This window comes from Thermoleptolyngbya sp. PKUAC-SCTB121 (genome assembly GCF_016919485.1).
Lineage (GTDB): Bacteria > Cyanobacteriota > Cyanobacteriia > Elainellales > Elainellaceae > Thermoleptolyngbya > Thermoleptolyngbya sichuanensis.
On the sequence record NZ_CP070366.1, the window covers coordinates 1,478,752 to 1,492,409 of the forward strand.

Below are 13,658 nucleotides of genomic sequence, written 5' to 3' on the forward strand. Positions count from 1 at the left end.
AAGTGCAAACTACTTCTTGGGGAACACCCAAAATGCCACACTCGGATCAGCCAGATGACGTGAGGAACGAGGCATGGTCGAGGAAGTCAAAGAGGCACTAGTTCAGGATAAAACGATCCAGGATAAAACCGCTTTAGCCGTGTCTCTGGCGACGAGCCTGTGGATTTTGGGCGTGGGGCTGCCGCTGGCGGGCTTTGGGCTGCTGGGCTTTGGCGTTTGGAAATTGGGTAATTTTCTCTGGGATGAGCCGATTTTGCAGGCCGTTCATGGGGCTAGTACGCCTGCGCTCGATCGGATTGCCCAGGGGATGACGCGGTTGGGGTCGCCCTGGATCTTGCCGCCGCTGGCGGGGCTGATGGCCATCGCCCTAGTTCCGCTGCAACGCTGGCGATCGCTCCTCTACGTGGTGCTGTCCCTGGCTGGCAGCACCCTGATCAACATTAGCCTCAAGGACTTGTGGAAGCGCGCTCGCCCCTTTTTGTGGGAGTCTGGCGCACCCCGTCCGCATGATTTCTCGTTTCCCAGCGGCCACGCCATGACGAGCGTTGCCATCGGGGTCGTGCTGCTGATCTTGCTGGGGGCATCGCGCTGGCGGCCGTGGGCTGCGTTGTTTGGGGTGCTATTCGTCTTAGCAATCGGCTGGACGCGGCTCTATCTGGGCGTGCATTATCCCAGCGATATTCTGGGGGGCTGGCTGATGGCGATCGCCTGGACGGTTGGCCTATCCCTGCTGATCCAGCCGCAGCGCGAAAAGTAGTTTAATTCCTCAGCCAATTTCTCAGCCAATTTCTCGGCTTTTGAGTCAACACCGCAGATTTTTACACGATTGGACAACTTACAGCATTTCCTTACCGATGGAAGCACGCGCTACGCCAGAGGCATAGCAGTTTCCCGGTCGCTCGCGCGCCTCCCTGGCTTTGGAAACACTGCAACGCAATTTTTATTGGACAGAAATCAGAAACAATCCGGAAAGCGTCTATTTTCTTGCCTTGGGGGTGTAAAGCAGTCCCGTAGATTCGCAGAAAGTTCGCAGGATTTTACGTGTTCATGCGTAGACTTTCATTTTTTGTGCATCTTATAATGCAAGCAAATCGAGATTTACTACGTGTAAGTACTGCTGTAGCCCGCCGCTTGTTGTTGCTATGTCGTAACTGTGGATTAGGGGCTAAAGCTCTGGAATCGCTATCAGCGCTGCCAAAAGTTTGGCCAGCAGGCCTTCTAGCATCTAAATCTGCCGTATTTCGGATAACACTGCCGGATTAAGGGTAACCATGTCAGGGATTTCCTCAGGGGCTTCTGGGCTAGATAAGGCGATCGCGGGTTATACTGAGAAGACTCAGATTAGTCTGCGTTTGTTTGGTAAGGGTGCCTGCTTTCAGACCAGCGAGTCTGGGAGCGCTAAGCAGATCTACTGCTGGTTGCGGGTTAAACGTGTCGGTCTACGACGGCTTGCAGCTTGTGGTCAAGGAAGGCCGCTAAGAACTTTTCTCACTCGCGCTGGTATTTCGTTTACTAGCCTTGCTCATTCTGCTCTCTGTGGTTTGCATGGAGGGCATCAGGCTCCTAGCCGGAGGGCGCTGAACGGGTTAGCCACTTCTCAGCGTCAACCGTTTAGCCTCGGCATTCCGATCGGTCATGGTCGCCTTGTGGGTTGCGGCAAAGTCTGCATCCTTGAACATTCGCAAACCCAAGTTGTCTCTTCAGGGGCTTCCTCAAAGCGCCAGCCCTGGTCTATTTCAAATCCATTCTTGAATTAGCTTGCTTTTTGTACAGCGCTGCTTCCTGACTTAGCTGGCTGGATCTGAACTAAATTAAGAGCTTGCCACCGCAGCGCAAGCGCAGAACCGCCCCTAGACAACCCAAAATCACCGCAGTTAATCATCGCCGTTTAAATTACTGAAAACGTCATGAACATTTACCAAAACGCAATGGAGTCGCTGGTCGAGCAGGAGGTCGATCGTCAGCTCAAAGCTTTGCCGCCCAAGGTTGCCTCTTATATCAATCGGCTGGAGCTGATCGCCTATGCGCTGAACCAACTGCCCGCCCTCTACGCTACATCTGAGCAAGGATTGCAGCATCAGATTCGTCGGGGCATGGCAACCCACGGCGCACAGGTTGCTCAGGCGGTGCAACGGGCGATCGCCACGATTCGTCGTGATCCGCTGCGCTCCTATCGGCCGCTCCGGGCCAAGCAGTCCCCCATGCTGCAAGACGTACTCTGCCAACTGCGGCGCGTTCTGAAAAACGAGCGGCTCAGTTGGGAAACGCTGCCGATTGCTGTGGAGGAAGCGTTGACTGCACCGCAGGGCCGGTTTGCGCCCGGTGCGTATCGCGCTGCCTCCAGGGAAACTGTGACGGCTAGTGTTTCGGCCCATGCTCCAGCCCCTATTCCAGACAGCGCTCCGTCTTCGGTTGGAGCCAGCAGCTACGCTGCTCATCGTCTGCACGTTAGACCAGAGCGATCGCTCTCTCCATTTCCCGATCCCGCTGGAGTCTCTGTGCCACCCGCTGCGCCTTCGGCCCCGCCACCGCAAATGCCGCCCCGGCAGTCTGGCCGACCGGCCGTTCGTCCTGCTAGCCCGCCTGCTCCCCAGCCGACCAATCGCTTCCAAGGCGGCCGTCCGGCAGTCCAGCAGCGCCCGACACAGCCGCCTGCCCGTCAGTCAGAGCAGCGGTCTGAGAATATCGAACCGCCTTCGGGATGGGATAGCTGCTTTTTCCGCTAGGGGGCAGATGGTTTGGGAGCATTGCCCACAGCGGCGATCGCCACCCCCAGCAAAATCACCGCTGCCCCCAGCAGCACGGAGCGCCCTGGGTTTTCCTGAAAGACTAGAAATCCCAAAATGCTAGAACCAACGGGTTCTGCCAGAATCGTTAGTGTCACCAGCGTCGGCGACACCCAGCGGACTGCCCAGTTGAGGCTGGTATGCCCGATTGCCTGAGGAAACAGCGCCATCAGCAGCGTGTAGCCATACACCGCAGGCGGGTAGCCCATGTATCCCTGACCTGCCAGCAGCGGCAGCGGCAGCAGCACCAGCGCCGCCACGCTGTAGGCCAGGGCTGCGTGATGCCCAATGCCCAACCCTTTGCGCTGCGCCTCGCGCCCCAGCAAGAAATAGAAGCTCACGGCCCAAGACCCCACCAGCGCCAGCCCATTGCCCAGCAGCGGATCGCTACCCGCCGCGCTACCTGTGCTGCTTCCTAGCCCGATCAAGAGACTGCCTACGAGGGCGATCGCAATGCCCAGACTGGTTAGTCCAGAAGGCTTTTCCTTGAACCAGATCCACGACAGCAGCGCTACCCACACCGGATTCGTGGTTACGAGCGTCGTCGAGGCCGCAATCGACGTGTAGGACAGCGACGTAATCCAGGCGGCAAAATGCAGCGCCAGAAACACGCCTGCTCCGGCGGAATACAAGAGCGATCGCCATACGGTTTTGCCCTCCTTACCAGGGTTGCCCGTGCTGCTAGGGTTGCTAGTAGATTTCTCAGCGCTATCTCGTCGCAGCGCCTCCACTGGAAACCCACGCCACGCCGGTAGCAAAATCAGCGCCGCCATCAACAGCCGCGTCGCCGCCAAAAACAGGCTAAACCCCGCACCCTCTGCACCTGCCGCTTGCAGCGCCAGCCGAATAAACAGCGCTGCCGTGGACACCGAAAGAATTCCAATCGTGAGAATCAACCAGACAAGCCAGCCAGTCGGTCGAGAAGAAGCGTTTTGCAATTCAGGAGGGGGGGTAAGGGGCGACCTTGAAAGCGATTGTTAACGGGCTATCGCGAGCAATCGCTTTTCAATAAAGCCCTTAAATTCTATAGGACTTACTCAGTTGGACAATTTCTCGCGGGCGCGGCCCGCGAGAAATTGTCCAAAATCCAGAAAGCTTATTGCAAGTGCGTAAGTCCTGTTCTAATTTCACAGAGATGTGTTTGGGATGTCACTTTGTCGTCATAGCCTGCTCTTAAACTTTTAACTATGCATGCTCCTCACCTACCATCCCGGCCTCCCTGCCGGGATTTTTCATAGATTTCCTATAACGAATAGCGAAGAATGAAGAGCGAAGGGCGAAAAGCGAAGAACGAAGGAGGCTTTTCGCCCTTGGATTAGTGCTTGAAGATTGGAATGATCCAGGACAGGGCGATCGCCACTAGAATCAGCGCTTCCAGGAGCCTGACGCTGTGGACCCAGGCTAGCCAGCCGCGCAGCGTACTGAACTGACGCTGCTGCCAGGTCTGGGCAATGTGCCCTGGCCAGTGTCGGGGGTGATCTTTTGCTCGAAATCGCCAGTCCAGCATCGACAGCAGCAGCAGTTGCCCGCCGACCTTAGCCGACATCAGCAAATGCAGCCCCAAAGCAAGCACCAGCACCACCCAAGACACCAGATGCGTCAAATACCAGGCGTGGTGTGTTTCGCCGCGTGGTAGCCAGCCAGAGTCCATCATTTTGCCGGAAAACAGCGCAAACGTCATCGCCAGCAGCATAACGGTATTCGTGCAGCGATGCAGCGCGTACCACCACCCGGGTCGCGCTGGAGACATGCGAGTCAGCGTGGTCAGCGAATCGAGCTGGGCCAGGCGGCGATCGCCCTGACGAAAGGCATACAGCACCAGCAGCGGAAACGCCAGCAGTGCATATAGCCCAAAGGTGCCGTGAATGCCTTCAATGTCGGGCCAGTGCGGCAGGGGCAGGTCGATCCACCGGGCATCGTAGGTGTCGAACGTCCAGGCGGCGGTGAGGATGGCGGCGATCGCCGAAGCTCCGGTCACGCCGTGCAAAATGCGGAGCAGCAGGGGTTGATAAGGACGGGCAGGCATGGATAATTCAACATCCAAGAATCACAACGACGAATCACAACAGGCAAAATTTGGAACTGCGTTCCAAGGGCGATCGTAGCAAGCTGCTCAGGAGCATCAACAGACCCAAGCCATAGAAGATTTCAATGAACACCCTACAGAAACGTTCCTGAACGTAACATGCGACTTTCAATCTGTCCTCATCCCCCAACCGCTTCTCCCAACCTGGGAGAAGGAGAGCAAGAGAGGCTTGAAGTCCCTCTCCCGCTCCGTGGGAGGGCTGAAAGCCTTCGGCATACCAGAAAAGGGGGAAGGGGTCGGCAAAGTTGTACATTACGTCTTCTGAAATACTTCTTTCTGTCTTGTCAGTCCGTCGTGTGAGTCTGTCGTGTGAGTCTGTCGTTTGATTGATAGATATGCCGTGGGTCTGCTGTGCCCTGTCCCCTAACCTGTCAAGATAGAAAGAGTTGCTCTTAAAAGAATTGCCCGCAAAGAGCGACTGACTCCGTTCTGAAATTGCAGGAGGTACCCATGCGCTGGAACACTCGAATCGCAGCAGGACTGGGAATGGCGATCGCCCTCTTGATCGGCACCATTTTGGGCTGGAGTATGCCTGCCTATGCCCAGGCTGCAAAATATGCGCCGCCACCGTCCTATAGCAATGCGGAACTGCGGAAACACGATTTTTCAGGACAGGAACTCCGTTCCGCCGAGTTTTCCAACGCCAATCTCGATCAGGCAAATTTTACGGGTGCAAATGTGCGCGGTGGCGTGTTCAGCGCGTCGGTTCTTACGGATGCAATTTTGCATGGCGCAGACTTGAGCAATGCTATGCTCGATCAGGTGAAATTTAAAGGTGCCGATCTGAGCGATGCAGTGTTGACAGAAACGATCCTTTTGCGTTCCACCTTTCAGGATGTCAATATCACGGGCGCTGATTTTACCGATGCCATTTTGGATGGCGCTCAGGTGAAAGAACTGTGCAAAATTGCCGACGGGGTGAACCCTACAACGGGCGTGGAAACGCGATACTCGCTGGGGTGTCGAGATTAGGGCGATCGCACGTGAGCATAATACAGGAGGGCGAGCGCCCGTTAATCACCTAATCAACTGGCTTACCGAACCTGGAGGCGGAAGCTATAGTTAATGCGATTGCCGTCGGTCACGATTTTGGTGTAGTACGTGCCAGCCTTTAGCTTAATCGAAAAGCGATCAGATTCCAGCGGGGCCCGCAGCGTATCGGATACCTTGAGGGCCCGTTTTTTGTTGTCTAAAATAGCGCCCCGAATGTAGCGTCGGCTGATGAGTTCCTGAATGGTGACATTCAGAGACACTGTGCGCTGGCGAGTAATTTTGAACTTAAAGAAATCCGGGCTTTTTTTACCCACATTTCCCGCAGCCGATCGGCTACTGCCCGCGTTTAGCGTACCAAAGTTGCGTTCGCTGGAGGCTCGTACCGTCCGGGTGGAACGGAGGCTGTCGAACGTGGTCGCTGCTCGCAACCCGGAGGGCTGTACACCCCCAGCAGCGCGGAGTTCGGTTCCCAAAGCGGCTTGGTTCAAAGATCTGGCATCAGAAAACATATATTAAATGACAGAGAGGATAAGGCAGTTATAGACCAACCGCTGCCGAATTCTCGGTTTGCTGGGCTGCTCTGGTTGCAAAACGTATCATGGCTTAACAGGTGGCGATCGCCCCAGCCTATCGCTCGTTCCCAGTGTTACTTCGATGGCTCCAGACGATGCAACAATCGCGTGATTGCGTCCTAAGTACAGGACAAAAGTTGTAGGGATTGCAGGAAGTTGGGCGCATTGGACGGGGACGGATTGAGCACCAAATGGCGCAAGTAATCGAGACCAAGGCAAAACAGACTTTTGGCCCGACGACCGTGCTTTTAATCTCGATAGGTTGCCATTGATGTAACCATAACCCGGTTCACATGGTCCAACATAACGCCAAGGTCAACAAAGCAAACAACTTACTCAAACGCTCAGGCTCAGTGAAGTGAGTGGATTCTAGACAGAATCCACGAGTTTTGAAAATGCCAAACAAGGTTTCGATGCCCCAACGTAAAGCATAATCTTGAACTAATCCCTGCGCCTTCACAGGGGCAATCACCACCAGCAACTCGCCATCGTCAAGGCGCAACGCTTCCACCGCAACCGGGTAGCCCCAGATCCGGCAAGTCCCCGTCAGTCGCTCGGCTTGACCGACTTGCAGATGGGCAAAGACGACTCGCGCTGCCAACACTTTGCCATCGTGTTCAATCTGGTCACTGCTGCGAATCCGTAGGCGAAAGGCGGCTGATGGTTCGAGCAGGAGATAGCGCACCCAAGCTTGCCCAATGAACTCTCGGTCGGCACACAAGTAGTTCACCTTAGCTGTGAGAAACCGTTTGTGGAATTCCTCCATCAACCGCATTCGCTCGTCGCTGTTGGAATTCCCTTTCTTGTCCAGCAGCCACCACACAACCAGGAAAGCCACCCCCTCATGCACAATCCCTAAAGTCAGAATGTTGTACCACTGAGTGCCAAATTTCCAGGTGGTGCGATCTAGGCTCAACACCCACTCCCCCTAATTTGCATCCAACTGATGACGAGAGTGGCGAGTTGGGTGCAATCCAGGTCAATCTCCCGAAAAAAGCGCTGCAATCGCTTGTAGCTCGATTGGGGCAATGCTCTGCCACCAAACCCTAAACATAGCTCACTTAGGTTCACTGTTTTGACTTTCAGCAGCGCCAGCAGAAACAACGCTAGAAATGAAATTCTCGCTCCATGCCAGCTTAAATGCGCTTGGGGGACTCGCCTTAATTCGCTATATTGGCTCGTAGGGTTTCTCAAGAGTGGGGTAATTCTGATGAAACCCTACTCGCCTCTTCTTTTCAAGCTTTTTGTCCCGTACTGAGCAACAGCCCAGCTTTCGGTTACGCCCCACCGATAATTCAGCGGCATAACGACTCAAATCAGCGGCGGCAGACAACCTTAAACTCAGCACCGATAGCTCTTAGTCGTCCGCACCAACGAAGTTATGGGGAGACAGAACCGCAACAGAGAGGAGACGACCATGCATTGAGCGACAGTCAGATGTCTACTAACATATCGCTTCGCTCCTCTCATACAGCTCACTAAGAGCCAGAGAAATGGTAATAGGAAAAGGAACTGGGCTAGGGATTGAGGACGACCATCCAACGTCAGACATCTCGATGTCTACTAACATATTGCATCGCCTCAACCTTGACCAGCTTCCTTCAACGAATTCTCAGGGAGTGGTGACAGACACCTTCCATAATCTCTTCGCTCAGAAGCAGGCAGCCCAGTTCCAGACAACAAACTATCCCCAACTTAGCTGATGGAAAGAACCTTTGTCGCCTACATCGGCATTGACTGGTCAGATCGCAAACACGACATCTGTCTGTACGACCCCGAGAGCGCACAGCGAGAATACAGCGTGATTGGCGCTCAACCGCAAGAGATTGCCAACTGGGTTGCGACCTTGCAACAGCGATACGGCAACAGCCCAATTGCCATCTGCCTGGAGCAAAAGCGAGGACCCCTGATTTACGCGCTGTGCCAGTACGACAACCTAGTGCTGTTTCCCATCAATCCGCGCACGGTTTCTAACTATCGACGAGCCTTTCAGCCCTCACGAGCAAAATCAGACCCCGTAGATGCCCAGATTTTGATTGAGCTGCTGCTCAAGCACCCAGACAAGATCCCCCCGTGGCAAGCCGCATCTTGTGAACTGCGAGCGTTGCGGCAGTGGAGTGAATCCCGCCGCATGCTGGTGGGAGAGAAGGTACGACTGACCAATCGCATCACCGCTGCTTTGAAGAACTTTTATCCTCAAGTGCTGGAGTGGTTTGAGGATAAAGACACCCAAGTGTTTTGTGACTTTATCACTCAATACCCTGACCTCCACTCTGCCCAAGCGGTTTCGGCTGAGGAATTGACTCTGTTCTTCCAGTCTCATCGAGTCATCCGCCGGAGCGCCATTGAGCGGCGCATTCACCAAATCCAAACCGCTGGCATCCCCCTGACAGAAGACCCAGGGATTGTTGAACCGATGCAATGGCTGGTGCAAACGCTGGTGATTCAGCTCAAGGCGCTGTTGCATCGACTCGATGAGTTAAATCAAACGATTGAGCAATTGTTTCAGTCTTTGCCAGATGCGGCGTTTTTCGATGCTTTACCCGGAGCAGGACCCCATCTTGCGCCCCGGCTACTGATTGCGTTTGGCGATGACCGCAGTCGCTTCGGCAGCGCCCAGGCGTTTATGAGCTATATCGGCATTGCACCGGTCAAAGAGGAGAGTGGCAAGAAACGCTGGACGCATTGGCGCTGGAGTTGTCCAAAGTTCTTGCGGCAGTCCTTTGTAGAGTGGGCTGACCAGTCGCGGCGGCACTCATCGTGGGCCAATGCGTTCTATCAGCAGCAGCGGCGATCGGGCAAAAGTCATCCCAAAGCGATTCGCGCTCTGGCGTATAAGTGGGGACGGATTCTCTGGCGCTGCTGGCAAGACCGAGTGCCCTATGACGAAGACCGCTATCTGGCGGCGCTCCAGCGCAAGAGGTCACCACTGGCGGTAATGCTAGTTCAAAGCGCTGCTGAAGTGACGACGAGTGCAGGAGGTGAGTGCAGTAATTCTAGGGTTCAAGTTACGCTAAAAGACACATGACAGTTCAACAAATGGAACGTATTTAGGAATGAAACATTTAATGCAATGTAGCCAACCTCGGGCTGGCTTATGGTTTGCTGCGTTTAGAGTCTGTGCATCAATTTACTCAGTACCTTTTCACGGTTGACTGTTGACTCCGTCTCCCTCAGGGCCTATGTTAGCCGACCGCGGGTTTGCTAACCATGACCTGCTGGAGTGGCTAAGCCAAAGTCGCTGGCACTATTGTTTACGCTTGCCCAGTGACGTAGTGGTGCAGGGTCCGCGCCGTCATCCTGTTAAGGTAGGCTATCTGTGGCCTCCCAAAGGTGAAGCTCGACTCTATGAAGGGGTGGGAATCTGGAGCGAGGGGCGCTGGCGCTGCAATTTGGTGCTGGCTCATGTCAAAGGCGTCGAGGAACCCTGGGCGGTCATCACTGATGAGTCTCCCTCCCTCAATACCCTGTGGCAATATGCTCTCCGCTTTCGAGTCGAGGAGCTTTTCCTCGATTCTAAATCTGGTGTCTTTGAGTTAGAAGCTTCCGGCATCCGCTCCGCTCCGGCTCTCGAACGCCTCTATCTGGTCGCGGCGATCGCTATCCTTGATGGCACGACCCAGGGCATGGCGGTGCAACTCGATGGGCTACGCTGCCAGGTTGACCCGCACTGGAGGCGAGGGATTAGCTATCTCAACATAGGTTTGCGCTGGCTCAAGGGTGCCGTCAATAAAGGGCGAACACTGCTTCAGCCGATTGCCCTATTTACCGTTGACCCTGAACCCCTGCTTGACTGACAAAACTAAGAAGCTGGAATACGGCTGAGGACAGTGAATTCACGCTTTAGGGAGTCATCGTGTTGTCGCCTTGATGCGATGGCAGGTTGAGGGTCAGGTGAACAGGAGAGGAACTGATAAACGTGAATCTTCCACTGGTGAGTGATAGCCAGCCGAATCCAATTCCAGCCCAGCTTGAGATAACTCATGCCGCGCTTCCAGTGAGCATCGACTTGGCGACGCTTGCCGGATGCGACCACTTGCACCCCTTGGAGAACTAAGAACAGCATCGTCAAGGCGATTACCCCACACAACTGGGAAAGGGCAACCTTGTCTCTGAGTCTGGAGGCTTCGAGATTAAACCCGTTGGACTTCAAATCCAAACACGACTCCTCCACCTGAAATCTCAGTCGATATTGGGCAAACGTCTGCAAGTTCGTCGGCTCATCACTCACAATTGTCCAATTCTCGCTGCTGAGTTTGTCGTGGGCAAAGGCAAGGTAAACATTGTCGTAGGGCTTTGTTCTACCCACCGACACTGCAGGCGTAAAGTAAGCTTGTCCTGGTTGCAATTGAACCGACGATACCTGGCGCCACTGCCCTTGGTGCTGAAATTGGAAGGAGCGTTTGATGCGGATGCGGAAATGCCAACCCAGATTCTCCCGGAGGTATTTCATCAACTTGCCATCGGCAAACCCTCGGTCTGCCAAATGGACAATCGCGACACCCTCGGGCATCAGCCGTTGCGCTTGCCGCAGTACCCGTTGAATCGTCCACAACCTGACGGTGCTGCTTGATTGCGCCACCACTTTCCAAGCGACCGGAACCGTTCTTCCTCGGTACACCACTGCGACCCAGACGATGCAGAAACAATTCCATACGACCGTTGTATCGAGGCTTAAGTAGAGTCGTTGGGTCTGCCAGTTGGACAGAGCCTGCCCAATCAGCGCATGATGAGCGGACGCGACATTGATCCGCCGATTCGACAACCAGCGGCGAAACCGGCGTTGGTGGGATTGAGCCATTTGAGCGCGACTCCTCACATACACCCCAAATCCATTGAGATGAACGTTTTGGCTTCCAATCATGCCAATGATCATCCAGCACAGTGTTTGCAGATGGCGAGCATCCTGCCACTGAATGTCGCATTGACGCAGAAAATCATTCAACGCATCATAAAGACGGGAAGTCGGTGACATTGATTTGACTGGTTTGTGTGGTTACTTCTCAGCCTAAATCATGCTCTGCTTCCCGCATGGCTTTCGTTCCAGCTTTAACCTGTTTTGTCAGTCAAGCAGCCCTGAACCCTGTTTTGCCTCTAAAAAAGCTGAAGCCCACTATTATGACCGCATTTGGTTTTCTAGAATTCAATCCTTGTGCTGCCAGCCGACACCCGGGCAGTCCGCATAAAAAGATGTGTCAGGCAGCTGGTTGACTGACAAAACTAATCGGCGACATAGCAGTACGTGTGTACTTTGAATTCGATTCGATAGGTGCGTTGCTCATGCTGTTTGCGAGATGCCATCGCGGGTTCAGGATCGCGGTTATGAGTGAAACAGACATGACGGATGAGTGGCCACCCGTTCTCTAGGGCGGCTTTCAGCCAATCCCATCCAATGCGGAAGTAGCTATTGCCACGAAACCAATGGGGGTCAACCCATCGCCGTTTGCCTGTTGCGACGACCTCGAGACCTTGAGCGGTGACGTAGAGCGTCGCGACGGCCAAAAGGAACCAAAGCCGGGATAGGGCGCAGAGGGAGCGAATTTCAGATTTCTGGAGATTCCAGCCGTTGGATTGGTCATCGAGAAACGCCTCCTCAATGTCGAAGCGCAAGCCGTATTCCTCGAAGGTGCGCAGGTGGGTGGGTTCATCGCTGACGATGGTCCAAAACTCGCCGTTGAGGCTGTTATGACCAAAGGCGATATGCACCGGCCCGTACCACTCGCCTTTGTGGAGCTTCACGGTGTGCCAACAGAGAGCCTCCCCGCGCTGAAGGTGAATGTCCTTCAATTGACACCATCCATGGCCCGCCCGCCAAATCCAAGTATTCCGCTTGATGCGGATGCGGTAGTGCCACCCGAGTTCAGCGGTTATGGCGCTCATGGCCTCGGTGTGAATGAAGCCCCGGTCGGCTAAGACGACCACTTTTACCCCCGCCGGCAAGCGATGGGCGGCTTGGTGGAGCATCTCCCGGTAGTCACTGAAGGCGACGGACGCACTGCGGTGCTGGAGCACCCGCCAGACCACAGGCAACGCCCGGCCTCGATGCACCACCGCTAGGCGAATCAAGCAATACTCATCCCAAAACAGCGAGGTGTCCAAGCTCAGGTACAAACAATCCTCATCCCAATGGGCTAATGCCGCTTGAATCAGGGGCTTGTACAGGCGATGGACGTTCAGGCGACTGTTGTGCAGCCAGCGGCTTAGCCGTCGTTGTTTGCTTTGTGCCTGCACCCCTCGACACGGCACATAGGGCAGCCAGCGAGTCAGGTTGATTTCTCCGCGCTGGAGCAAAGCCACCACCATCCACAGGCAGGTCGTCAGATGGCTACGATGAGCCCAGGGCACCGATTGACCCAGCCAAGCGTTCAAGGCATTGTAGAGGGGGGAGTTTTTTTCACAGCATCTACGCTTTTGAGTGGTATCTAAGCTTAGAACGTTGGCTCCCCACTTCTTCCTCCAATCCCTGAAACTACCGCGCCACAAGCTGTTCAGCAGATTTCAGGTAACTTTTGTCAGTCAACCAGGTCAGGCAGTCAGGGTGTAATGTTGAACTGTTTCCGAATGTCATCTAAATGATCCTTCCTGAAATAGTATAGCGTTTTTCATTCTGGCGAGGCATAGTAACAGCAATGGGAGAACCAATTCTGTAGGTCATTCAATGACACTTGGGAGAAGGACTCCTCAATGGCTTTGTCTAGATCAAGATAGCTCCGTGCCCCAAGGGAGCGCAGAATACTCTTAATCTTTGAAAAGCAATTCTCGATGGGTGAAAAGTCCGGCGAGTACGGCGGTAGAAACATCAGTTTAGCACCTGCATCCTCAATCAACCTCCTAACTTCTTCACCAAGATGAATCGAGCAGTTATCCATGATGACACATGCCCCTTTCCACAACTTAGGAACGAGTCTCTGGGAAATGAAGGCTTCAAAGGTAAGTCCATCGACTGAACCGATGAGATTGGAATAGGTAATTACCTTTTTAAGGCTAATTGCACCAAGAATCGAGACCCGTTTCCCTCGTTTGCTGGGACGCTTGCCATGGGCTCGTTTTCCTTTCGGGGCACGTGCCCGGAGTCGAGCCAAAGCCAGGTTCACTCCTGATTCGTCAATAAAGATTAAGTCTTGAGCCAGGAATCCTCGAACCAGTTGCCAAAATTTGACTCGTTCGATTTGCACCCGTTCAGTTTCCTTTTTGTCGGGATACAGCGTTTTTTTTAAGGGT

Annotated in this window: 11 protein-coding genes and 1 pseudogene; 5 read left to right on the plus strand and 7 right to left on the minus strand. The window is 54.2% G+C overall.

The annotated features are described in order from the left end of the window. Positions 1–73: 73 nt before the first annotated feature. A complete protein-coding gene (locus tag JTM80_RS06170; RefSeq protein WP_205370783.1) occupies positions 74–757 on the plus strand; it encodes a phosphatase PAP2 family protein in 684 nt (227 codons plus the stop codon). A 1,150-nt stretch (positions 758–1,907) separates the two neighbouring features. Next, a complete protein-coding gene (locus JTM80_RS06175; RefSeq protein ID WP_205370785.1) occupies positions 1,908–2,726 on the plus strand; it encodes a late competence development ComFB family protein in 819 nt (272 codons plus the stop codon). Here the strand turns inward: JTM80_RS06175 and JTM80_RS06180 are convergent. Both JTM80_RS06180 and JTM80_RS06185 read right to left on the minus strand, forming a co-directional pair. Next, complete coding sequence (locus JTM80_RS06180; protein WP_399367870.1) at positions 2,723–3,664, minus strand: DMT family transporter; 942 nt, start codon at positions 3,662–3,664, stop codon at positions 2,723–2,725. The two genes, JTM80_RS06175 and JTM80_RS06180, sit on opposite strands and share 4 nt — an antisense overlap. 437 nt (positions 3,665–4,101) lie before the next feature. Further along, complete coding sequence (locus JTM80_RS06185; RefSeq protein ID WP_172357520.1) at positions 4,102–4,812, minus strand: cytochrome b/b6 domain-containing protein; 711 nt, start codon at positions 4,810–4,812, stop codon at positions 4,102–4,104. A gap of 510 nt (positions 4,813–5,322) precedes the next feature. Here JTM80_RS06185 and JTM80_RS06190 point away from each other — a divergent pair. Then, on the plus strand, positions 5,323–5,844 hold the full coding sequence (locus tag JTM80_RS06190; protein WP_255548881.1) for a pentapeptide repeat-containing protein: 522 nt from the start codon (positions 5,323–5,325) through the stop codon (positions 5,842–5,844). A 62-nt stretch (positions 5,845–5,906) separates the two neighbouring features. On the opposite strand, the gene JTM80_RS06195 is transcribed toward JTM80_RS06190, so the two are convergent. Both JTM80_RS06195 and JTM80_RS06200 read right to left on the minus strand, forming a co-directional pair. Further along, positions 5,907–6,353, minus strand: a complete 447-nt coding sequence (locus JTM80_RS06195) for a hypothetical protein (RefSeq protein WP_172357518.1) — start codon at positions 6,351–6,353, stop codon at positions 5,907–5,909. Between the two features lie 203 nt (positions 6,354–6,556). Further along, positions 6,557–7,631: pseudogene (locus JTM80_RS06200) on the minus strand (IS4 family transposase). Positions 7,632–8,139: 508 nt separating this feature from the next. On the opposite strand from JTM80_RS06200, the gene JTM80_RS06205 reads away from it, so the two are divergent. Then, on the plus strand, positions 8,140–9,465 hold the full coding sequence (locus JTM80_RS06205) for an IS110 family transposase (RefSeq protein ID WP_225906777.1): 1,326 nt from the start codon (positions 8,140–8,142) through the stop codon (positions 9,463–9,465). A 154-nt stretch (positions 9,466–9,619) separates the two neighbouring features. Further along, positions 9,620–10,234 carry a transposase gene (locus JTM80_RS06210; RefSeq protein WP_225906778.1) on the plus strand — a complete coding sequence of 205 codons (615 nt, stop codon included), beginning with the start codon at positions 9,620–9,622 and terminating at the stop codon, positions 10,232–10,234. Between the two features lie 5 nt (positions 10,235–10,239). Here the strand turns inward: JTM80_RS06210 and JTM80_RS06215 are convergent, their stop codons facing one another. The 3 genes from JTM80_RS06215 to JTM80_RS06225 all read right to left on the minus strand — a co-directional run bounded on the left by JTM80_RS06215 (position 10,240) and on the right by JTM80_RS06225 (position 13,612). Further along, a complete protein-coding gene (locus JTM80_RS06215; RefSeq protein ID WP_205370787.1) occupies positions 10,240–11,412 on the minus strand; it encodes a transposase in 1,173 nt (390 codons plus the stop codon). 245 nt (positions 11,413–11,657) lie between these two features. Beyond that, the gene (locus tag JTM80_RS06220) at positions 11,658–12,782 is read right to left on the minus strand and encodes a transposase (protein ID WP_225906779.1); all 1,125 of its coding nucleotides are present in this window, start codon (positions 12,780–12,782) and stop codon (positions 11,658–11,660) included. A gap of 257 nt (positions 12,783–13,039) precedes the next feature. Continuing rightward, positions 13,040–13,612: an IS630 family transposase gene (locus JTM80_RS06225; protein ID WP_205370789.1), complete on the minus strand. Its 573-nt coding sequence runs from the start codon at positions 13,610–13,612 to the stop codon at positions 13,040–13,042. Positions 13,613–13,658: the final 46 nt, after the last annotated feature.